The sequence below is a fragment of the Bacillus sp. X1(2014) genome, from assembly GCF_007678255.1.
Map to the genome: position 1 here is coordinate 116,353 of NZ_VEED01000013.1, position 21,296 is coordinate 137,648.

Annotated in this window: 23 protein-coding genes and 1 pseudogene; 16 read left to right on the forward strand and 8 right to left on the reverse strand. The window is 38.0% G+C overall.

Translation table 11 applies throughout. The features are described 5' to 3' along the window. A complete protein-coding gene (locus tag FS608_RS21030) occupies positions 1-1,008 on the reverse strand; it encodes a DUF3231 family protein (protein WP_260871755.1) in 1,008 nt (335 codons plus the stop codon). Positions 1,009-1,434: 426 nt separating this feature from the next. Between FS608_RS21030 and FS608_RS21035 the strand changes: the two genes are divergently transcribed. Both FS608_RS21035 and FS608_RS21040 read left to right on the forward strand, forming a co-directional pair. Next, entirely contained in the window at positions 1,435-2,655 is a 1,221-nt protein-coding gene (locus tag FS608_RS21035; protein ID WP_144554546.1) for an eIF2A family protein, read from the forward strand. Between the two features lie 114 nt (positions 2,656-2,769). Next, entirely contained in the window at positions 2,770-3,522 is a 753-nt protein-coding gene (locus FS608_RS21040; RefSeq protein WP_260871756.1) for a GntR family transcriptional regulator, read from the forward strand. A 62-nt stretch (positions 3,523-3,584) separates the two neighbouring features. Here FS608_RS21040 and FS608_RS21045 read toward each other — a convergent pair whose 3' ends face one another. From FS608_RS21045 to ttdA, 3 genes are all read right to left on the reverse strand, one after another. Then, on the reverse strand, positions 3,585-4,382 hold the full coding sequence (locus tag FS608_RS21045) for a fumarylacetoacetate hydrolase family protein (RefSeq protein WP_144554547.1): 798 nt from the start codon (positions 4,380-4,382) through the stop codon (positions 3,585-3,587). A gap of 62 nt (positions 4,383-4,444) precedes the next feature. Then, positions 4,445-5,056, reverse strand: a complete 612-nt coding sequence (gene ttdB, locus FS608_RS21050) for a L(+)-tartrate dehydratase subunit beta (RefSeq protein WP_144554548.1) — start codon at positions 5,054-5,056, stop codon at positions 4,445-4,447. After that, positions 5,053-5,964, reverse strand: coding sequence for a L(+)-tartrate dehydratase subunit alpha (gene ttdA, locus FS608_RS21055; RefSeq protein WP_260871757.1), 912 nt, complete (start codon positions 5,962-5,964; stop codon positions 5,053-5,055). Before ttdA ends, ttdB begins: the two co-directional genes overlap by 4 nt. Before the next feature lie 518 nt (positions 5,965-6,482). On the opposite strand from ttdA, the gene FS608_RS21060 reads away from it, so the two are divergent. The 5 genes from FS608_RS21060 (at position 6,483) to FS608_RS21080 (ending at position 12,044) form a co-directional block, all read left to right on the forward strand. Further along, positions 6,483-7,817: an MFS transporter gene (locus FS608_RS21060; protein ID WP_144554579.1), complete on the forward strand. Its 1,335-nt coding sequence runs from the start codon at positions 6,483-6,485 to the stop codon at positions 7,815-7,817. Between the two features lie 351 nt (positions 7,818-8,168). Next, positions 8,169-9,671 (forward strand): malate:quinone oxidoreductase, encoded by a 1,503-nt coding sequence (locus tag FS608_RS21065; RefSeq protein ID WP_144554549.1) that lies wholly within the window; start codon positions 8,169-8,171, stop codon positions 9,669-9,671. A gap of 150 nt (positions 9,672-9,821) precedes the next feature. Next, entirely contained in the window at positions 9,822-10,358 is a 537-nt protein-coding gene (locus FS608_RS21070; RefSeq protein WP_144554550.1) for a sigma-70 family RNA polymerase sigma factor, read from the forward strand. Further along, complete coding sequence (locus tag FS608_RS21075; protein WP_144554551.1) at positions 10,358-10,765, forward strand: PadR family transcriptional regulator; 408 nt, start codon at positions 10,358-10,360, stop codon at positions 10,763-10,765. The genes FS608_RS21070 and FS608_RS21075 overlap by 1 nt, the downstream gene beginning before the upstream one ends. A gap of 7 nt (positions 10,766-10,772) precedes the next feature. After that, entirely contained in the window at positions 10,773-12,044 is a 1,272-nt protein-coding gene (locus FS608_RS21080; RefSeq protein WP_144554552.1) for an FtsW/RodA/SpoVE family cell cycle protein, read from the forward strand. A gap of 59 nt (positions 12,045-12,103) precedes the next feature. Here FS608_RS21080 and FS608_RS21085 read toward each other — a convergent pair whose 3' ends face one another. The 3 genes from FS608_RS21085 to FS608_RS21095 all read right to left on the reverse strand — a co-directional run bounded on the left by FS608_RS21085 (position 12,104) and on the right by FS608_RS21095 (position 14,559). After that, a complete protein-coding gene (locus tag FS608_RS21085) occupies positions 12,104-12,541 on the reverse strand; it encodes a YfmQ family protein (RefSeq protein ID WP_144554553.1) in 438 nt (145 codons plus the stop codon). Positions 12,542-12,706: 165 nt separating this feature from the next. After that, a complete protein-coding gene (locus FS608_RS21090; protein ID WP_144554554.1) occupies positions 12,707-14,077 on the reverse strand; it encodes an MATE family efflux transporter in 1,371 nt (456 codons plus the stop codon). A 152-nt stretch (positions 14,078-14,229) separates the two neighbouring features. After that, entirely contained in the window at positions 14,230-14,559 is a 330-nt protein-coding gene (locus FS608_RS21095) for a hypothetical protein (RefSeq protein ID WP_144554555.1), read from the reverse strand. A 191-nt stretch (positions 14,560-14,750) separates the two neighbouring features. On the opposite strand from FS608_RS21095, the gene FS608_RS30455 reads away from it, so the two are divergent. The 6 genes and pseudogenes from FS608_RS30455 to FS608_RS21120 all read left to right on the forward strand — a co-directional run bounded on the left by FS608_RS30455 (position 14,751) and on the right by FS608_RS21120 (position 17,643). Continuing rightward, positions 14,751-14,906, forward strand: a complete 156-nt coding sequence (locus FS608_RS30455) for a hypothetical protein (protein ID WP_186328835.1) — start codon at positions 14,751-14,753, stop codon at positions 14,904-14,906. Between the two features lie 73 nt (positions 14,907-14,979). Continuing rightward, the gene (locus FS608_RS21100) at positions 14,980-15,420 is read left to right on the forward strand and encodes a cell wall hydrolase (RefSeq protein ID WP_144554556.1); all 441 of its coding nucleotides are present in this window, start codon (positions 14,980-14,982) and stop codon (positions 15,418-15,420) included. 300 nt (positions 15,421-15,720) lie between these two features. Next, positions 15,721-15,846 (forward strand): YjcZ family sporulation protein, encoded by a 126-nt coding sequence (locus tag FS608_RS30885; RefSeq protein WP_260871764.1) that lies wholly within the window; start codon positions 15,721-15,723, stop codon positions 15,844-15,846. Between the two features lie 123 nt (positions 15,847-15,969). Then, positions 15,970-16,372: pseudogene (gene tnpA / locus FS608_RS21110) on the forward strand (IS200/IS605 family transposase). A 4-nt stretch (positions 16,373-16,376) separates the two neighbouring features. Then, the gene (locus FS608_RS21115) at positions 16,377-16,946 is read left to right on the forward strand and encodes a hypothetical protein (protein WP_144554557.1); all 570 of its coding nucleotides are present in this window, start codon (positions 16,377-16,379) and stop codon (positions 16,944-16,946) included. Further along, positions 16,939-17,643, forward strand: coding sequence for a hypothetical protein (locus tag FS608_RS21120; protein WP_144554558.1), 705 nt, complete (start codon positions 16,939-16,941; stop codon positions 17,641-17,643). The genes FS608_RS21115 and FS608_RS21120 overlap by 8 nt, the downstream gene beginning before the upstream one ends. Before the next feature lie 615 nt (positions 17,644-18,258). On the opposite strand, the gene FS608_RS21125 is transcribed toward FS608_RS21120, so the two are convergent. After that, positions 18,259-18,888 carry a hypothetical protein gene (locus FS608_RS21125; protein ID WP_144554559.1) on the reverse strand — a complete coding sequence of 210 codons (630 nt, stop codon included), beginning with the start codon at positions 18,886-18,888 and terminating at the stop codon, positions 18,259-18,261. Positions 18,889-19,117: 229 nt separating this feature from the next. Here FS608_RS21125 and FS608_RS21130 point away from each other — a divergent pair, with 229 nt between their 5' ends. From FS608_RS21130 to FS608_RS31390, 3 genes are all read left to right on the forward strand, one after another. After that, complete coding sequence (locus tag FS608_RS21130) at positions 19,118-20,083, forward strand: glycine-rich domain-containing protein (RefSeq protein ID WP_144554560.1); 966 nt, start codon at positions 19,118-19,120, stop codon at positions 20,081-20,083. 121 nt (positions 20,084-20,204) lie between these two features. Continuing rightward, a complete protein-coding gene (locus FS608_RS21135) occupies positions 20,205-20,759 on the forward strand; it encodes a DUF4865 family protein (RefSeq protein WP_144554561.1) in 555 nt (184 codons plus the stop codon). A gap of 293 nt (positions 20,760-21,052) precedes the next feature. Further along, positions 21,053-21,296 (forward strand): hypothetical protein (locus FS608_RS31390; RefSeq protein ID WP_260871758.1); only part of this gene is annotated, 244 nt, incomplete at its 3' end.

Genomic DNA, 21,296 nt, shown 5'->3' on the forward strand with positions numbered 1-21,296 from the left:
TCATGAATTATTAATGATTTGATTTCTGTCTTCTGTTTGAGGAGGTTCCTCAAACCATTTATGCTTGATCATAATTTCAATCCCTTCTTGACCATAAAAATAGATATCTTTGGCTAAGAGGGCTAATTTTAAGGAAATATCATTTCTTAATGTGAAAAATGTACCAAAGCTATTTCCAACGATGCAAAATCCATTTAGAAAGGTGATACAATGCATCATTAGTTTGTCTGAAAATGGGGCAATAGTGGAAGTAGTTACCGTACCCCCAGAATGGGCGGAGACTTGTATATCATTTTCCAAAAGAATTTCTTGGAATATTTTGATTTGTTTCTTTGCAAGCTCTTTCCCTTTTTCAAAATATTTTCTAACTTCTTTGTTTTGTGCGCATTGAGCAAATCCTGTAATAAGCTGCATTCCAATATTATTAGTCTCTATTCCATGATGAAGAATACCAAGTTCAATGTCGTTTAATGCCCGTTTCGAATTAAATGGGTGAAAACCGTGCATATAATCTTTACTTTTAATAAACTCTGTTGTTTTTGGCATCGTCACTTTTGGTGGAAGGGTTAAGATTCCTTTTTCCAGTAAATATAGGGTGGCTAACTTATAAATTTTGTGGGTAACAGTGGTAAGTCCTTCATATACCTGTATCACATCATCGTTATATGCCATATTCATGTTAATGGTGTACATACCCATGCTTACCTCTTTTAATACTCGTATAAACATCACGTCAAATCCATTGTCAAATAATTTGGGCGCTTCTAAATTCACATCTTCTTTTCTAAAACCAATAGGGATAACGACCCCTTGATGGCTAAATATTTTCTCAATTTCTATAACATAATAATTTAACTCCTGCCATAAGCCCCCTAAGATATTCCTGGCTTCCTCATCATCCGCTTTTTTCATAAAATATTCTAAAACTCTCATAATAAGAGTTTTTTCTTGGTATGTAAGCCAAAGGGTTCCTACCTCTGATGAGCTTATCGGATTTGTTAAAATCAAAAGGATCCCACCTTCAAATAATTTAAATAAATTATTCCCAAGTCTGTTGCTAATCATTCGATAATCAGTTACTTCGAAACAAAATAGCAAAAGTAAAATAAGCGGAGATTTTCCGGTTAAATGCAGAATGGAGGGCATTTCGCGGTAAATAAGCGGAGATTTTCCGCTTATGCAAAGAAAAATCTCCCATTTTCGAATTTTTCGAGTCAATAGGCGGAATCTCTCCGTCTATTCAAGCCTTTTTTAATAATAATTATGAATTAGGCGGAATTTTTCCGTTTATTTTCAGCTCGGGTACTTAACCTGATCCCCCAACCGATAAGTGCGGACCCTCTGATCCCGCGGGGTAACTAGCTGGAAGGAAAGCATTAGTTAATGAGAATCCCCAGTTCATATCAGGGCACCTTATAAGTAGGAGGGATGCTCTTGGGATTTCGAATTTTATTTTTTCTAATATTAATCAGTTTAAATATATCGACAGTTGTCAGTGCAGAAACTCCGCTCATTGCTGCATTTATCCGTGACCATCAGCTATGGATCAAAAAGGGAGATCAAGAATTACAAATCACTAAAAATCGATATGTGTATTCTCAGAAATGGTCATATGATGGCAGGTTTATTGGTTATATTGATGGCGATGAAAAAGGTGAAAAATCTAATCTATTTATTTATGATACGAAGGAAAAGGGAAGCTACCAGCCTTACGTAAGAGTGGTAACCTCTGACTTTAAATGGTCGCCGAACAAAAATCAGCTGGCTTACAATGACCAAGGTTTATTAAACGTGACAAAAACAAAGAATGGCCGCCCGCAGGGGTTTGAAAATGTTTCATTAGGGGTTAGTGGTTTTGAGTGGTTTCCGAATGGGAAGGAATTTATCGTTGCCTCACAATCCAAATTGCGTCCTACTGGTTGGGGACCCATCCCACTTTATCGGATTCCCGTAGATGCCAATCTCGCGAAAGAAAAAATGAAGCATTTTTATACCATTCAAACAAAAGAACCTGACTTATTTGCGATTGATGCTGATTATTTTAAGTGGAGCTCAGACGGGAAGTGGGTTAGCTTTTTAGCAACTCCAACCGCGTCTTGGTCGATGGATAGCAATACTTTATGTGTTTTAACCTCTAAAGGAGAAAACTTTCAAGCCGTAGGTAAAATGTTAGGATTCAGAGATTGGTTCAAGTGGGCTCCATCTGCCAATCAATTAGCCTATATTTCAGGAGAAGGAAGATTTTTTGTTGAAAACAAGAAAACCACCATTGCCGAAATGCCGACCTCAAAGCAACAACAAAAGGAATACACACCAAAAGGTTTTGTAGATCTAGACTTGGAATGGTTCTCACCAGATAAAGTGATTGTCGCTCGTGCAAAGGAGAACAAGGAGTGGAAGGAAGGACCTGTTCCAACCATGTTTACAACACTTTATGCGATCAATATTAAAACAGAGAAACAAAAACAAATCTCATTTCCGAAGAAGAATGAACTGGATGAACTTCCTCAAGTTGTGGGTTCCTATCTTACTTGGGTTCGAAAGAAGGGAAATGGATCTAAAGGTGATGTCTGGGTGAAGGATGGTTTAAATGGTAAAGAGCATATATGGCTAAAGAATGTTGATGGTGCTCCAGTCTTTTTTACTCCGAATTGAAATGGTTTGCAGAATGGATTTGTCAAGCGCGGAGATTTATTGATGATCGTTTTTCTGGTATGATTTCTTTGGAATGTTATCTTTTAATCAAATCTTGGGAAGTGTGTTTTTACTATGAATACGCCAGATGAACTTGCAATGGGTGATGTTAATTTGAAGGTATTAGACCATTCTGCTCTTTCTCAAAACATTCATTCATTTTTATATCGTTTAGATAATAATGGGGAATCACGCTTGCCGCAACGTGCCTATCTTGCAACCCGGCATGCCATACGACAATTGCAGCTCCCTCCAGGACAAACCATATTAGAGAGGGAGATGGCTGATATTTTGGGTATGAGTAGAACTCCAGTACGTGAAGCTCTTGTGCGTTTAGAGATGGAGGGATGGGTTAAGCTCATACCGCGTCGTGGGTTTATTGTGGCACCGATTGTAGCGGACGATCTCCAACATATTTATGAAGTGGTAGAAGCACTTGATGGAATTGCTGGCAGCCTGGCTGCCAAGCGTGCGACAAGTGAGGAATTGGACAAACTTGATCATTTGATAGAGGAGCAGGAAAAAGCACTAGAAAAGGAAAATCTGATTGCGTGGACTGACCTTGATGAACAATTTCATCAACTCATTGTGGATATAGCCCGAAATCCCCGTCTAAGGGGAGTGATGGATAGTCAATCTGATCAATTATATCGTGCTAGATTATTTACGATAAAGCTTCGGCCAAAACCAACACGTTCCATAATGGACCACAAGGCCATTGTTGCTGTTATGAGGGCAGCAGAACCGGATGCTGCACGATCTATGTTACAATCCCATCGGTTTAGGGCCCGCAATGAAATATTACAAATTATCCGGTCGATGCCTTAATTAATGAAAAAAAGGCTGCAGTGATTTAGAAGAAATCTGCTGCAGCCCTGGATTAGAAAATGCTATATGACATAATTACATAGTTTTCCGATATTTTCTACTTCAACAGAAACAACATCACCTGACTTCATCGGACAACTGCCAGAAGGAGAACCAGTAGCCAATACATCACCTGGCTCCAGTGTCATAACTTGTGATATCCAACTGATAAGGTAAGGAATGGAAAATGACATCTGATTCGTATTACCATCCTGTACGACTTTTCCGTTTAAGGTTGTAACTATTTGCAAATTAGTTGGATCTATCCCCGTCACGATACACGGACCTAAAGGACCAAAAGTGTCAAACCCCTTGCCGCGTGTAAACTGGGGATCTGTCTTTGTTAGATCTCTAGCTGTTACATCATTAAATATCGTACAGCCAAAAACATAATCCAATGCTTCTTCTTCTTTTATATTTTTCCCACGCTTCCCAATAACAAGTGCCACTTCTCCTTCCAATTCAACCTGCTTGGTTAAATCACTTGAAGGAAGAATGATTTCCCCTTGATCTGGAATCAAGGAAGATGCCGGCTTTAAAAACAAAAACGGTTCTTTGAGATTGGCCTTACCTCCAGTTTCTTTTGCATGTGCAGCATAGGTCCAGCCGAAATTAACCATCTTTGAGGGGGCTACAGGCTCTAGAATTTTCACATCACTATATTTAACTCTTACACCGTCAAATTTTAGTTCATTGTTTAGAATTTCCGTGAAAGTACTAGACAATTGTGAAATTTCATCATCCTCAACAATTCCGTAAAATACTTCATCGCTATCATTCTGATAGCGGACTATCGTTTGCGTTTTTTGTAGTACCTGCATTACCATACCACACCAACTCCATCTAGATAAAATATCGAAAAGATTTCATGTTATAGAAAAATTTATTTGATGAATCTTACCTGTTGGCTGATTAACTCAATTTGTTCGTCCTTCTTTTTATTGAACTCCACCTTATTTTCCTCAAAGACGTTATTTCCTTCTGCATCAATGGAAACAATCAGAGGACCGAACTCATTCACTTCACAGACCCAAAGAGATTCGGGCATTCCGAGGTCTTTCCAGTGTACTTCTTTAATTTCATCAACCTTTGTTGCCGCAAAAACGGCATTTCCGGCTGGAAAAACGAGGTGCAGTGCTTTATGAGTCTTGCATCCTTCTTCAGTGTTCTTCCCCATTCCACCTTTTCCAACAATGAGTTTCACACCTGTTTCTTCGATAAATTCCTTTTCAAACTTTTCCATTCTCATACTGGTTGTGGGGCCAATAGAGACAATCTCGTATTGTTCATTTCCGAGGTCTCTAACAATCGGACCAGCATGGAAAATAGCTTTACCCCTAAGGTCTACAGGTAATGGAATTTTTTCTTCAATAAGCCTTCTATGGGCAACATCCCTGCAAGTAACAATTGTACCGGTTAGGTAGATAATGTCTCCAATTCGGATATCTTTAAGATCTTCATCTTTTATAGGTGTTGTTAATACTTTCTTACTCATAGTGTTACCCCCTCGTGAGTACTAATTTCATAGTTCAAATTACTATCAAATGTGATCTTTCCTCTTCTATGGGACCAGCATCCGGTATTAACTGCCACTCCAATAGTAGAAGGATGTCTTGCTGTATTGACAACGTTTACACCCATGACAGATTTAGAACCCTTAAGTCCTTGAGGTCCAAGGCCAATCGCATTAATTCCATCCTCAAGAAGTCTTTCCATCTTTGCAGCGTTTTCATTTTCATTTTGACTTCCAACAGGTCTCATAAGGGCTAATTTTGAATTTAATGCTGCTGTTTCAACAGAAGTACCGACGCCAACACCTACAAGAAGTGGAGGGCAGGCATTAAGTCCATAACTTGTCATGCGATCAAGAACAAACTTTACTACGCCTTCATAGCCTTCGCCGGGCATTAGAACCGTTGCCACTCCAGGAAGGGTACATCCGCCTCCTGCCATATAAGTGTAGATCTCCACTTTGTCACTGTCTTCTTCAATCTCCCAGAAGATACTTGGTGAACCGTTCCCGATATTCTTTCCTGTATTATATTCATCGAATGTCTCTACCGAGTTGTGACGCAAAGGTGTTTCTTTGGTTGACTGAAAGACACTATTTCTTAGAATACTTTCTAATTGGCCAATCAAAGGGAAGTTCTCTCCACACTTTACAAAAAACTGAAGTACGCCTGTGTCCTGACATGAAGGCCTCTTTAACTCAAAGGCAAGCTTCTGGTTATCAAACATAGTTTTATAGATGATTTTTGCAAGAGGATTGTCTTCCCCTTCGCTCAGCTCTTTCAGCTTATTTTCCACATCATCTGGAAGTTTGTAGCTGACAAGGGATATAAACTTTGACATCAGATTCGTCATCTTTTCTTTTTGTTGTACTTTTTCCATTATAGTGTTCATAATAACTCTCCTTTTTATGGTTAGTTCGTAACCCAGTTAGTTAAGTGATTGTGTGACTGACTTTATGTGTTAATTATTAATTAATGTATACATTAATGTCAATGGGTTTTTAAAAAATAAGATTGGTAGTTTGACATTATTGACTTAAGAACCCTTTAATTTATTGTTTTTTAATTGTGTACTTTTTGTGTCTGTTGATATATAGGTAAATGGAATTAAAAATAAAATATTGACACCAATGTATACGTTAAGTAATAATTGCTGTAAGGGTTTTCACCTGAAATAATGAATCGAACATGAAAAAGAAGGAGGTTAACGAATGTCAGGTAACCATATTTTTCGTATAGAAACTATCCCGTGAAACTGCTAGGGTGATAGTAGGAGAGAGTTTCTAATAGATCAATCTGATGAATTATCAAAATATTAATTAATGACTGAATATTGATTTTTGAAAATAATGGCGTTCGCAATAGGTTGGAATTGATATTTTTTTAGGGGGGAATTTTGTGAGTGTTAATATGCAAGAATTGAAAGCGATTACTAAAAAAACCAATGTACGCTATTTGACTTTGGCTATATTATTTATCACGACCGCAGTTAACTATATTGACCGATCGGCGCTAAGTGTAGCTGCCCCTGTAATGAACAAAGATCTGCGATTGGATGCGGTGTCATTGGGAATTGCCTTCTCTGCATTCAACTGGGCCTATGCCTTTCTACAAATCCCAGGCGGGTGGTTATTGGATCGATTTGGGGCCCGTGTTGTGTATGGAGTTGGGTTGTTTGTCTGGTCATTATTTACTTTTTTTCAAGGATGGGTTAGTGGATTCCTCATGTTATTCATTCTAAGATTTGTTGTAGGGGTTGCAGAAGCTCCATCATTTCCTGGCAATAGCAGATTGACTGCCATGTGGTTTCCTCAGAATGAACGAGGCAGGGCAGTATCCGTGTATAATTCTGCTCAGTTTTTTGGAATTGCGTTGTTTACACCGGTAATGGCCTGGCTTTTACAGAGTTACAGCTGGCATGTGGTTTTTTATGTTGCAGGGCTGGCTGGGATTGTAGTGTCGGTGTTTTGGTTTAAGCATATCCATGAGCCGAAAAAACACCCAAAAGCAAACCAGGCCGAAATTGACTATATCCTTGAAGGCGGCGGTTTGGCAAATGCAGGGGATAAACCGATCAAAATCAGATGGGCACATGTAAAACTGCTGTTGACCAACCGACAAATGATCGGAATCTATATTGCGCAATTTTGCCTCAATACTATTCTTTGGTTCTTCTTAACCTGGTTCCCTACCTACCTTGTTCAAGAAAAACATATGTCCATGCTCAAGGTTGGATTTATGGCCTCCATCCCATATTTAGGGGCCTTTTTAGGAGGAATTGTTGGCGGATATTTATCGGATTACTTGTTAAAGCACGGGAAGTCCCTTGGTGCAGCACGTAAAACCCCGATTATCATCGGATTCCTTTTTTCGAGTGTGGTTGTTTTGGCGAACTATACATCATCTGCAGCGCTCATCATGCTAATCATGTCGGTTTCTTTTTTCGCCAAAGGGATGGCTGGAGGAACCTGGGCGCTTATTGGTGATATGTCCCCAAAGGAACTCATTGGACTCAACGGTGGAATCTTTAATACATCAGGCAACTTGGCCGGCATCGTGATTCCGATCGTAGTTGGATATATTTTGAGTACAACACATTCCTTTAGTGCCGCCTTATTCTTTATTGGGGCAGTATTGTTAATCGGAGCATTATCTTACATCTTCATCGTTAACAAAGTTGAACGTATTGAATTACCCCCTGAGTTGCAAGAGGAAAAGCAACCTTTATTAAAAGTACAAGCCTAAGGAAATTTCTGTAATTATAAAAAGCTTGGATACTATTTTACAAATGAAGAAAAACCCGATCTTCCTACTAAGGAAATCGGGTTTTTTCTTCTATATTTTGAATCCTCGTGGTCCCACTTAGGAAGAAATTTCAATAAAAAACCTTGTGGAAAGACTTCTCACTTCTCAATACCTTTTAAATAATTTAAAATTGTCATATAATAATAGTAGAAATATTAATATTAAATATTTTTTTATATTATGAAATAGAAATACTTTTGAGACAGAAAAGGTGTGTGATTAGGTCGCGCATTACCTTGGTGTAACACCTGCATCTTTTCTGCCAAATTTCAGGGGATAAGGTGGGTTAAAATGAACTACGGAGAAACAAAAACAGACGTCATTTTAATTGGTGCCGGAATCATGAGTGCGACTATTGGGACACTCTTGAAAGAATTAGTACCAGAATGGGAAATTACTGTGTATGAGAAACTCGAAAACGCAGGTGAGGAAAGCTCTAACGAATGGAACAATGCGGGAACAGGGCATGCTGCACTTTGTGAACTAAACTACACAGTTGAAAAACCAGATGGATCTTTAGATATTAGTAAAGCGATAAAAATTAATGAACAGTTTCAGGTTTCTATGCAATTTTGGTCTTATTTAGTAAAAAGCAAGCTGATCGATAATCCACAGGACTTTATCAAACGCTTGCCGCATATGAGCTTAGTACAAGGGGAAGAAAATCTAGCCTTTTTAAAGAAACGATTTGAAGCGCTGTCAAAAAATCCTTTATTCCAGGGAATGGAATTCTCTGATGATCATGAAAAACTGATCGAATGGATTCCACTGATCATGGAAGGCCGTACATTGAATGAACCGATAGCGGCAACAAAAATTGACTCAGGAACAGATGTCAACTTTGGTGCATTAACACGCATGTTGTTTGAACACTTAGAGACTAAAAATGTCCAGATAAATTATAATCATAGTGTAAACGGTATCAAACGTACTAACGACGGCCTATGGGAATTGAAAGTGCAGAATCAATTTAGTGGTACAGTCAAACGCCATACGGCAAAATTTGTCTTTATCGGAGGCGGCGGAGGAAGCCTGCATTTACTGCAAAAATCGGGTATTCCTGAAGGAAAACATGTCGGAGGATTCCCAGTAAGCGGGCTATTCATGGTATGTAACAATCCAGAAGTTGTAGAACAGCATCATGCAAAAGTATACGGCAAAGCTAAAGTTGGTGCTCCGCCAATGTCTGTTCCGCATCTTGACACAAGATTTATCGATAATAAAAAATCACTGCTTTTTGGACCATTTGCCGGTTTCACACCAAAGTTCTTAAAAACCGGTTCAAATATGGATTTAATCACTTCTGTCAAACCGAATAATGTTTTGACTATGTTGTCTGCAGGTGCAAAAGAGATGTCACTAACAAAATACCTGATTCAACAAGTGATGTTAACGAAAGAACAACGTATGGAAGAGTTACGAGAGTTTATCCCGAATGCTAAAACTGAGGATTGGGATATAGTAGTAGCGGGCCAACGTGTACAAGTTATCAAAGATACGGAAGCAGGCGGAAAAGGAACACTGCAATTTGGTACGGAAGTGATTACTGCCGCTGATGGCTCAATCGCAGCGTTACTAGGTGCTTCTCCTGGCGCCTCCACTGCCGTTCATGTAATGCTTGAGGTAATCAAAAAATGCTTCCCTGAACATATCAAAGAGTGGGAAGCGAAAATCAAAGAAATGATCCCTTCGTATGGGAAATCACTGATGGAAAACCCTGAGCTGCTGCATGAAATTCATACTTCAACAGAGCGGACACTTGGACTAAGTGAAAAAGAGCTTGCATTTAGTTAATTCTTAGGAAGCAGAAATCAGTTTATAGAAGTAGAAAAAACGCCGATTGGCGTTTTTTTTTTTAGGTTACTTTTTCCTTTCCAAAAACTATTATTTTAAAAACTTTATCCATGAGTGCATCGTCTATTATTTAAGGAAGGAGGAATAGACGTGGAAGAACTAACATTGGGAGTATTAGAAACAGAAGATAAAGAATTACTTATTGATGAAATTATGACCAGGTATGGACAGGAAGTCCTCCAGCTGGTTTTTTCATATGTAAATAATCGCGCCATCGCAGAAGACTTAACGCAGGATATATTTGTTAAGTGTTATAAAGGACTTCATACATATAGCGGCAAATCGAAGCTACGAACTTGGTTGTGGAGGATTGCCATCAATCATTGCAAGGATTTTCTGAAAAGCTGGTACAACAACAATGTCGTCATAACAGAGGATGAACCCTTAAATAACACGACGAAAAAAGAAATGATCGAACAAGCGGTCATTCAAAGACAAGAGGATGATCAATTGATTGCTGCGATCATGCTCCTTCCTATTAAATATCGGGAAGTCATCTATCTCTTTTATTACGAGGAGTTGCCCATTAAAGAAATTGCCGTAGTAACAGACGTGGGCGCTAACACCGTTAAAACCAGGCTCAGACGAGCAAAAGAACTTCTGAAAGAACGATTGGAGGATATATAATGGAGGATCGTTTAAAGAACTTAAAAAAGGCCATGGATCAACGGATGTTTTCTCAATTGAACTTTACGGAGAAGCATCGTAGAAATATCCTTGGAAAAATTAATCAACCAGCCGAAAATGATGAAGACATTCTGCTAGCGGTTATGCAGCTGCTTGTTCATGAAAAAACGGGTTTTGAATTAACGAAGCAGTTGCGGGGAAGAGGTATTAAAAAGTTTGAAGACAATGAAGGATTTTTATACACTTTTTTACATCGATTAGAACAGTCCGGATGTATCCAATCAAACTGGACTGAAGCGGGAGCCAAGTATTATCACCTAACGCATAGAGGACGAAAAATGCTGCGAAAAGCTGATAAAATACAAACCAATAGCCAAGTAGTATGGAAAGAATTATTTGAGAGGTGAGGCATAAGTGAATAAAAAACAAGTCTTTTTAAATGAAGTCATCGCTCAAATCAAATCGAAGGAAGCAAAGCAATATGTTACCGATGAATTGAATTATCACGTGAAGGAAGCGAAAAACGTCTGGATAAAGAAGGGGCTGAAAGAAACAGAGGCGGAGGAAAAAGCAGTCGAGCAAATGGGAAGCCCAATTCAATTAGGGCAGCAGTTCAATAAACTCCATCGTCCCAAAGTAGATTGGATCCTGGTGGTTCTTTTAGTGACCATTTTCGGGCTTGGATTTTTACCAATGTTTTCAATCCCTATAGGAGAATATTTGTTAGCGTCTAAAGTCATTATTACTTTAATCGGGAGTGCATCCGTTTTAGGGATCATGCTGATGGATTATCGGAAGTTGAAAAAGCAAGGTTGGTTATTTTATTCCATTGGGGTATTTATTCTTCTAGTGATAAGACTATTTTCAAACACCACAATTAATGGACTTTCACTTCTTAGGGTTGGACCATTAACGATTGAAAGTATCATGTCGGTGCCATTCTTCTTCCTTGCCTGGGCTTCCTTATTTAATCTTGAGAGGCTGAAGGTCTGGCAGTTTAGTCTATTGTTCCTCCTGCCATTCTTTTTACTACTTACGGTACCAAGTATTTCTACTACCTACATTTACACCATCATGGTCTTTTCGATGCTTTGGTGGAGCCGGTTTAGTAGGAAAATTGTTCTATCAATTTGGGGAGTATCTGTAAGTTTTTCTTTGTTCGTAAGCCTTATTTCATGGAATTTTTTAGGTGTATATCAGAAAGATCGATTGTTGGCTTACTTAAACCCGGAAGAATATTCTGATGGACCAGGATTTATGATCTTACATGTAAAAGAATTTCTGTCAAAAGCAGGCTGGTTTGGTCACCCCATGAACAAGGAATTCATTCCCGAAGCCCACACCAATTTAGTCTTTGTTAGCTTTACCTATTATTACGGCTGGATTTTAGCCCTTGCGTTAGTCGTGATCCTTGGTCTATTTATCGCCAGAATGATAGGTATCACAAGCAGGATAAAAGATCCGTACGGTAAACTTCTGCTAATCGGTGCCGTTTCTCTTTATACCGTCCAGCTAGCTACTAATATCGGAATGACACTAGGTATTTTCCCATTAATTTCGATGTCCTTGCCATTTATCAGCTATGGATTAATGCCAACACTTTTAAATGCTATTTTAATTGGAATTGTCTTAAGCGTCTATCGCCGAAAGGATTTAACCAGAATAACGGAACTATTAAAAAAGTGATAGAAATGAAAATGAACACAGGACCAGGCTCCCGTGTTCATTTTCATAAAAGAGTAAAATTAGTATTGTACTTCCAAAGTGCTTTTTTGAAGAGGTTCGGAAGATAGACTATAAGCAATGACCTTCTTCTTGTACTGTTTGACTACATCAATCCGATCATTGTAACTGAAAACAAATAAACGAACATCTTTTTTACCACTTTTCGTATCAATAACCAATGGAGTATTGCTATTTTCGGGATGTAAAAATAATTCTTCGGTCCCTGGATAGATATAATGCTGCTTCAGATAGGTAGCTTCGTTAAAGTAATGAATCACTTGAAGTTTGTCTTCACCTACTAAGTTTTTTCCATCAATAGTTATGGTGACGTCTGTTTCATTAAGTTTTGAATGAATTTCAAATTTCCTTATAAGCCATTCCACTGGCCCAGTTGGAAGGCAGGTCATTAATATTTTAATTGTACTTACGAAAATTATCGAAACCACAGCCCAGGTCATTTTCATCATCTCCGTTAAAGAATTAATAGGTCAATAATATCTCATCCGGATGAATTGTTAACCGTCCAATTCAACTAAAAATACACCATCCACTTTCTGTCCAAATAGTACAAATGGAAAAGGCTGCCATTTTGGCAGCCTTGTTAGGGAGAGTATCTAATTATTTTAAGTTATACTTGATGATAGGTTTTGTTCAACCACTTTCTTCTTTAACCAAGGTTTGGATACCCAGCGCTTTAGGGCAAAAACTCCTCGGATACATTCATCCAATCCCTGGGCAAGCCAAATTCCTAATAGTCCTAAACCAAGTGTAATTCCGAAAAAGTAACTTAAGACGACGGCAATTCCCCACATAGAGATTATACCGATGACCACAGGGAAGCGGACATCACCGACTGATTTTAAAGAACCCATGAGAACGATATTCATGGCCCGGCCCGGTTCAATGAATACAATTGCCCACAATACTGGGAGAGCGATAGCGATTATGTCAGCATCGGTTGTAAATATAGTTAATATTGGCTTGCCAATTAAAGCAACTGCAAGTGAAACAGCCGCCGAAACAATCACGGCAATTTTTAAAGTCTTAAGGCCCCTTTTCAGGGCTCGATCATATTGTTTGGCTCCGATATAACGGGCAATCAACAATTGTGTCCCTTGGCCAATTGCAAATGTAAATAGGAAGCAAACCATGGATATATTTAAAATATACACCCGTGCTGCTAACGCCGCATCCCCGGTAAGTGCTACAAAGCTTGTAATCACCACTTGTGAAAATTGATAAGAGAGATTTTCTCCAGCAGATGGGATCCCAATCGATAGAAGCCCCTTAACATCCGTTTTATTAATTTTGAACAAATCTTTCATATGAAACTTTAAAGCTAGTTGTTTATAAACAAAGTAAAAAAGTGCAGCAATGATAAAAATCCGAGCAGCAACCATAGCATAGGCAACTCCTGCAACACCTGTTACAGGAAGGCCGAACCACCCTTTAATGGCAATAAAGGAACCGACCATACTAATCACATTCATGATGACCGTAACGACCATGGTTTCTTTTGTGTGTCCATAGCTGCGCAAAACAGCACTTAATGCTAACGCAATAGCTTCTAGGAAAAGCGACAGTCCAATGATAGATAGGAAGGTGTAAGCAAAATCGTAAACTTCCCCGCTCAGTCCGTAAAATTTTAAAAACACACCGCCAAATGCAACCACAACGATGGTCATCGCAACGCCAATCCAGAAGTTCACCCCGAAGGCAGACCTTGCAAGGCGTCGTGCCCGGTCTAATCGGTCTGCTCCCAAATTTTGACCGATCAGGATGGTCGCACCGATGGCTGTGACATTAAAGACTAAAATAAATATATTAATAATCTGATTGGCGACTCCAACTCCTGCCACTGCATTGTCTGAATATCCACTTAATATTAACGTAGCAACAATTCCCATACCCATATGAAGCGATATTTCGATAAAAAGAGGCCACGTGATGCTAAATAATGATTGGTCTTGGTACTTATTTTTTTCTACAGTCAATTTATTCTCCTTCTTTACTCAAGTCATATAAAATCTATTCTAACTATATTTAATCTAATTTAAAATAAAAAAGATATTCCAAAAATTTGATTGGCAATTTAAAAAAACCGTATATAAAACGGTTTTTAGTCGGAAATATATTTGATAAATATTTAATTCTGCTTTTCTTTGATCTTTTCACGGATTTCTTCGAGTTCTTTTAATGACAGTTCACCCAGAGATTTTTTAATTTCTTCCTCAATCTGTTTTTTGTTGCTTTCTCGATATCGATCCCACCATTCCCGCAGACCTTCTGTTTCGTCTAAAAGGTATTCGACATCAAGCTCTTCTAATTCATCGTCGGACAAATAATTCATTACAGCTCCTAACATGTAAGTAAGTTTCTCAACTTCCTCTTCATTTTTGTGGTCATTTTTCGATACATCATTCTCTTCGGTGTCAGGCACCTCATTATTCATATTTAGTGAAGCTTTTCGTGGCATCGTTACCATTCCTTACTATATTTTACTTTTACGATATAAATCTTAGTATTACCATTAAAAATTTGATTAATTAACTTTAGTGACCTTTTGTGGTGCTATTGACGCAGTTTAATTTTATGAATATTTGTAAAAAAAAGTTAAATTTGTAATATAATATTATTAATACGTTTGTGAAATAAGGAGGTATGATCATGATTTGGTTATATATTTTTACACCAGTCGTTATTTTGGGTGCAATAGCTGTTTATTTTGACAAAAAATCTGGAGCTGCTCCCTCTGATGATAGTAGATTTGCTGAGAAGTTAGAGGAATACCCACCGGAAAATAACAATATGTATGGACCTTAAATTAATATTGAAGTATTCGGCTACAATGACATGAAAGTAGGCTATTTTTCATACTATATTTGGGGGTGGAAATATGCCAAGGGCAAATTATCGAAGTTCAGACGTTGACGTAATGGCAAGGATGATGAGAGCAGAAGCCGAAGGTGAAGGAACACAAGGAATGTTATATGTTGGAAATGTAATTGTGAATCGTCTTGTAGCAAATTGTTTAGACTTTAAAGGACTTAGGACAGTTCCGCAAGTTATTTTTCAAGTGCAAGGTGGAAATTATTCCTTTGAAGCAGTTCAAAAAGGGAATGTATTTTATCAGAGATCAAGAACTTCTGAAAGAAGATTAGCAAAACAAAATTTGGATTATTGGAGAGACCACCCAGGGAAATATGCGCTTTGGTATTTTAATCCACATGCTCCATGCCCTCCAACATGGTACGGCCAACCTCAATCTGGTCAATTTAAAGAACATTGTTTTTATGAACCCAAACCTGGAACATGTGATAGTGTGTATCGCGGTTAAGATTACTCTTTAAGTAAACCCAGGTTGTCGAGAAAGGTTATCTTTCTCGGCAATTTTTAATTTTGTCTGAGTCTACCCAATTGATAATTCATTAAAGATATGTACCTGCACAGATTGGCACTAAGTCATGCCCATTTATAATATAGACGGGCTCCAATCTCCTCTCTGAGTGTAATATATAGGGTAATGTTATATTAGCCCCTCATACATTCGAAAGGAAGTGTAATAATGACTAATGCCATACCGATGACTAATGCTTTACCGATTACTGCTCCCGCAAATGTTCTTCCCCAACCTCCATTGTCTTACTCCTATGCAGCACCTTGTTATGCAGGTTGTTTTCCTGCAGGTGGGTGCAGTGAATTTATACTCATAGTAGTATTGTTTATTTTATTGATCATTGTTGGTGCAGTTTGTTTCTGTTAAAAGATGTGACCAAAAGAAACAACCGCAAGCCCCTGCATTAATGTATGGGGTAAGGTTGTTTTTTATTTATCTATTTTTAGAACAAACGTTCCTTTTTATTGGCGTTAGATAGAATAATTTGATATGAAAAGTCTAATTCAGTATAAAAGTAATAATAATGTAGTTTATTCTTGTAAATACCATGTGGTTTGGTGTCCTAAATATAGAAGGAATGTATTGGTGGATGGAGTAGATGAAAGACTTAAATCTATTCTTTTAGATGTGGCAGAAGAAACGCGATCTGAAGTAATCGAAATGGAAATTATGCCAGATCATGTTCATTTACTTGTTGAATGCGATCCGCAATTTGGAGTTAATAAGCTCATAAGAATGATGAAAGGAAGAAGTTCTCGATACTTACGTAACGAATTCCCATGGTTAAAAAGTAATTCCTTCTTTATGGACTAATAGCTATTTTGTTTCTACTGTTGGCGGAACAACGCTAGATGTTGTAAAGCAGTACATAGAAAATCAAAAAGGAGTGTAAAACCATGGTAGTTTCCACCGGAAAAACGCCTTCTTTTATCGCAACGATTCGATTAAGAACGAATGCACAGGAAGAAAAGTTGATTTTGATGTTATCTGATTGTGGAAGACAGCTTTATAATGCTTGTTTAGGAGAAGGTTTAAAGCGGATTAAGGCTATTCAAAACACCAAATTATATAAGGAGACAGTCCGATTATCTAAAACTTTGGAAACAGATATAGAAAAGCGTAGAGCTAATTTTAAATATCTTAATGCGACGTTTAGTTTTACAGATTATTCGATCCAATCCTTCGGGACAAAAACAAAGAATGCATCGAAGTTTATTGCGGAACATTTAGGGACGCACGTCTGTCAAAAACTCTCGACTAGAGCCTTTAAGGCCGTGCAACAATTCGCTTTTAAGAAAGCGAAAAAGGTAAGATTTAAACGAAAAGGAGAGTTTGTTTCCTTAGAAGGCAAAAACAACAAAACCTTTCTAACTTACTCGAATGGGTATGTTTTTATCGGGAAAACACTTTCGTTAAAATGCCTAATCGACCCCAATGATCAATGGATGCCATGCCTTAATGCATAGAATAAAGTATTGTCGACTCATTAAAAAAGAATTGAAGGGGAAAAATCGTTTTAATGTTCAGTTAATTCTTGAAGGATCCCCCTATCGTAAATATGAATTAGGTAAGGAAGAGGTTGGACTAGATATTGGTCCATCGACCATTGCAATCGTAGGGGAATCGATTGCTGAATTAAAGGAATTTTGTGAAGAAGTGGTAGGAATCGATAAGGAAAAAAGACGAATCAATCGGAAAATGGATCGGCAACGACGAGCCAATAACCCCAATCATTATCAAAGAAATGGTGTGATGAAAAAAGGGAGAAAGATGTGGATCAACTCCAAAAGATACATAAAAACACGTTCCGTACACAGAGAATTGGAACGTAAAATTAAAGAAGTAAGAAAACAGCTCCATGGTCGAGATACCAATCAAATCCTACAACTAGCCTCCTCCATTCAAACAGAGAAACTCTCCTTTAAAGCTTTTCAAAAAATGTTCGGAAAAAGTATCGGTAGAAAAGCACCCAGTATGTTTTTGAAAATGTTAAAACGAAAAGTGGATTCGCAAGGTGGAAGATTCCGAGAGTTTCCAACCTACTCTACAAAGTTATCTCAAACCTGCCATTGTGGTGCTATTAAGAAAAAAAGACTCAAGGCCGCTGGCATAGTTGTGAATGCGGGGTTCTGGCACAACGTGATTTATACAGTGCATTTTTAGCTAGATATGTATCAAAATCAAATCAAGTAGATATTCAAAAGGCTGAAAAAGAGTGGCCTCAACTTTCTATTGTTTTAAATGAGTGCATCTTGAATTTGAAAAACATGAGATTAGAAAGAAAATTCATCTCAACATTTGGTATATAAATTCCTAAGAGATTAATAGGTTAAATCTCTCGGTGCAGACATACCCCGAAACAGTCAATAAGTTGTGAGTGGCAAGGGAATCCGAGCCCATGTAAATAATCTTGTTTTGATTACTTGCATTAGAACGATTTCGACTGTCGAAGCCTTTTAGACCAAAGTGAAGTCCATCTTTTATAGTAAATATAGAATTTGGAAGAGCCACGGTTGTTTAAAGATGGAACCCCCTCCATTTATGGATGGGTGAGTGTCAGTGTACTTTAATCCTCCACCATTTATTCCTCAAGAACTGCCTCTAAAGTAAGTTCTTTCTTACATTCGATAGTGATGCCGTTTACTGGTATCACTTTTTATAATGGATAGAAAGATACAAGAGTTTTATGGGGAAGTGATGGATAGCCTGCTGGGTCCTCTTTAGTATAAAGAAGACCCTAAGATAGAAGGATAAAAGAACGCCAAGTTCGGCGTTCTTTTATCTTTTAGTTTTCCGAAAAAAAGCTCCTACAATCACTACGACGGAAAGAGGGAGGATTAGCCAGAGCCAATTGAATAAGTTACTTTCTTCTTCGTAGTATGTTTCAGTTTCATAATTATCGTAAGAAGAAGCGGTTTCTATTTCTTCTGGCACCACTGTTTCAGTTGCTGCTTGATCTTCATCAAAACTTACAGTCTCAGTATATAAATCATCTTCAACTAGCTCATCTTCTGGTATTTGTACATCCATCTCTTCTAATTCATCAAGCGTATAAACGTTGCCTTCTTCATCTGTATAGGTAGGTTCATCATCGTCTGTATCGTTTAACATTAACAAAATTGTTCCAAAAACAAGCGTCTTTGATAACACGCCACCAGAAAAATAACGTGTAGATTTTGGATATTTTGTCGTAAGGGAAGAATAAGATGAAGATTTCGTCGTAGTGTTCGTTGTGCTACTGGAGCTCGGTTTAGGCGACGAAGTCCTCGGTGTAGACGAAGATGGTTTAGAGTAGCCAGTACTTGCCCCTCTAGTTCCACCCGTTCGTGTTTTTGCATCAGCATAGACATTACCAAGTAAAAAGCTTAACACAAGGATGGATAGTACACTTACTGTCGCTTTTTTCATTTAAGCTCCTCCAAAAAACGCCGTCTCAAAATATTGACCGGCTTACTTTAAGTGTTTCAGATAATAAGATAATATTAACATATTTTTCCTAATTAAATGCTTAAATAATATATAATGTAATCAGTGGTAAAACTTCGTGAAATGAGTAGTGCCACTTTTTAAAAAGTAATGAAACTTTTACAAATTTTAACACGAAATTACCTGCGTATGGGGGAAAGTTGGTGATTAAATGGTTGGAGGAATTGTAGCTGTTGCACTTTTGTTGGCAGGAGTGGTTTCAGGCGTCTCGGTACTTGCGGTAAAGAACCGACCTAAATTAGCGAAAGAAAATATTCCAGAGAATTTGGGGGTGCTTTCCCATGCTCCAGTGACACCAATGCTTAGAAAAATGGATTCCGCTTTGAATTCAGATTATGTTGAACAAGTGAAGTATCGTTTTCTTCAAGAGCATCTGAAGCGAACGGAAGATGAATTTGAATGGCGATTCTTTGAATTAAAGCGTTATTTTTTGCTTTCAAATATGTTAAAGCAAACGCCTATGTTTAGTGAAGAAGTCGATGAAATCTGGCATACAATGTTACTGTTTACACAAAAATATCAAATCTTTTCGGAGCAATTTGCAGGGAAAATGCTCCATCACACACCAAACACAAGTCCAACGCCTGCACCACAGGAAAGAGCTTTTTTTGATTGGGTGTTTTCTCAGTTGTTTACCATAACTGAATTTAGCTGGAAAACTTGGGGTAATTTTTTCAAGTATCCAATAGATAAAAGGGTATTAAGCGAATTCAGGGAAGAAAGTATTGAATGGCTGATAAACAAATACTTTAAAGTTAACGAAGATAATAAAGATACGATCGAATATCTTGTCAGTAACATGAAACAGCAAGTAAGTGATGCTGAAAAAATCTATCAAGTAGATGAGAAAGGTCGATTTACGAAGCAGCGGTCCTATGGTGAAATGACTAACCTTTCACTTGTAATGGTGTTTTTCTCTTATTTTTATTTTGAAGAATATTATAAGTATGCTAGCTTGTATACATATGCCCAAGCTGTGAAATACACGAGCGGGTGCTCCACAGCTATTTTTTGCGGGACTGCCTCAGATGGTTCTGGTCACGGAGACGGGGGGCATGGAGGCGGCCATGACGGAGGATCAAGCTGCTCAAGTTGTTCCAGCGGATGTTCCTCTTAGGGGTGATCTAATATTCATCTAGTATCAATAAACAACGTAAACCCCCTAGCTTTATAAGGATACTCATATTTCATAGGCTATATCTAACTTTCTATATTTGTTTATAAAGGAGAGGAAATTGATGATAGCAACCCAATACAAGATTACATTACCAAGTGATTATGATATGAACATCATTAAAGAGAGAGTAAGAAATAATGGCCATAAAACAGACGGTTTTGATGATCTAAAATTTAAGCTATATCTGGTAACGGAAAAAGGGCTCAATAACAATTTACAAAATAGCTACTGTCCATTATATCTTTGGAAGGGGAACGACGGGCTAAATAAGTTTTTATTTAATGGATTTTATGACAATATCCTAAATTCTTTTGGATGGCAGCGAGTAAATGTGGGAATTCCACTTATTGATACAACTACATCAAAAATCAATGAAAATAACTATCTTTTTCAAATCACAAGAAAAATACCACCACAAGAAAGTCTAAACAACTTAAAAGATAAAATTGGAGAGGATATTCCGACGATTGATAACTCGGAATATCTCGTAATCTATAATCCTGATAAATGGGAGTACGATGTATTTTACTTTTTAAACGATTTAAGCAACTTAAAAGAAATATGTGGAGTAATTTATACTATCCTACACATATCACAAGACGATTTTTCAAATTAGAAGTAAAAAAGAACGCTAAATTCGGCGTTCTTTTATCTTTTAGTTTTCCGAAAGAAAGTTCCTACAATCACTACGACGGCTAAAGGGATGATTAGCCATAGCCAATTGAATGAGTTACTCTCTTCTTCGTAGGAAGAACTGACCTTGGAATTATTAGAAACTGCAGAAAAGGAAGTACTACTTCTTCAAATGCAGTCGTCCCTTGTATCGGCAGATAGTCTGCCTAATTTTAAGGTAAAATAAGCTCACCTATATTCTTTAAGCATAGTATGTAAAAGAAAGAGGGTGAAAACATGACATTAGATTCTCAACGTATAATGGGTGGTTTCCCAGGCATGGGCGGTTCCCCAGGTATGGGCATGGGCGGTTCCCCAGGTATGGGCATGGGCGGTTCCCCAGGTATGGGCATGGGCGGTTTCCCAGGTATGGGCATGGGCGGTTTCCCAGGTATGGGCATGGGCGGTTCCCCAGGTATGGGCATGGGCGGTTTCCCAGGTATGGGCATGGGCGGTTTCCCAGGTATGGGCATGGGCGGTT

Excerpts from the sequence above, each read along its gene's own strand:
- FS608_RS21095 (WP_144554555.1), bottom strand. The coding sequence starts at position 14,559 with ATGCCACGAAAAGCTTCACTAAATATGAATAATGAGGTGCCTGACACC.
- FS608_RS21135 (WP_144554561.1), top strand. The coding sequence starts at position 20,205 with ATGATAGCAACCCAATACAAGATTACATTACCAAGTGATTATGATATG.
- FS608_RS21125 (WP_144554559.1), bottom strand. The coding sequence starts at position 18,888 with ATGAAAAAAGCGACAGTAAGTGTACTATCCATCCTTGTGTTAAGCTTT.
- FS608_RS21085 (WP_144554553.1), bottom strand. The coding sequence starts at position 12,541 with ATGACCTGGGCTGTGGTTTCGATAATTTTCGTAAGTACAATTAAAATA.
- ttdB (WP_144554548.1), bottom strand. The coding sequence starts at position 5,056 with ATGAGTAAGAAAGTATTAACAACACCTATAAAAGATGAAGATCTTAAA.
- FS608_RS30455 (WP_186328835.1), top strand. The coding sequence starts at position 14,751 with ATGATTTGGTTATATATTTTTACACCAGTCGTTATTTTGGGTGCAATA.
- ttdA (WP_260871757.1), bottom strand. The coding sequence starts at position 5,964 with ATGAACACTATAATGGAAAAAGTACAACAAAAAGAAAAGATGACGAAT.
- FS608_RS21115 (WP_144554557.1), top strand. The coding sequence starts at position 16,377 with ATGGTAGTTTCCACCGGAAAAACGCCTTCTTTTATCGCAACGATTCGA.
- FS608_RS21075 (WP_144554551.1), top strand. The coding sequence starts at position 10,358 with ATGGAGGATCGTTTAAAGAACTTAAAAAAGGCCATGGATCAACGGATG.
- FS608_RS21130 (WP_144554560.1), top strand. The coding sequence starts at position 19,118 with ATGGTTGGAGGAATTGTAGCTGTTGCACTTTTGTTGGCAGGAGTGGTT.
- FS608_RS21045 (WP_144554547.1), bottom strand. The coding sequence starts at position 4,382 with ATGCAGGTACTACAAAAAACGCAAACGATAGTCCGCTATCAGAATGAT.
- FS608_RS21120 (WP_144554558.1), top strand. The coding sequence starts at position 16,939 with ATGCATAGAATAAAGTATTGTCGACTCATTAAAAAAGAATTGAAGGGG.
- FS608_RS21060 (WP_144554579.1), top strand. The coding sequence starts at position 6,483 with ATGCAAGAATTGAAAGCGATTACTAAAAAAACCAATGTACGCTATTTG.
- FS608_RS21040 (WP_260871756.1), top strand. The coding sequence starts at position 2,770 with ATGAATACGCCAGATGAACTTGCAATGGGTGATGTTAATTTGAAGGTA.
- FS608_RS21100 (WP_144554556.1), top strand. The coding sequence starts at position 14,980 with ATGCCAAGGGCAAATTATCGAAGTTCAGACGTTGACGTAATGGCAAGG.
- FS608_RS21065 (WP_144554549.1), top strand. The coding sequence starts at position 8,169 with ATGAACTACGGAGAAACAAAAACAGACGTCATTTTAATTGGTGCCGGA.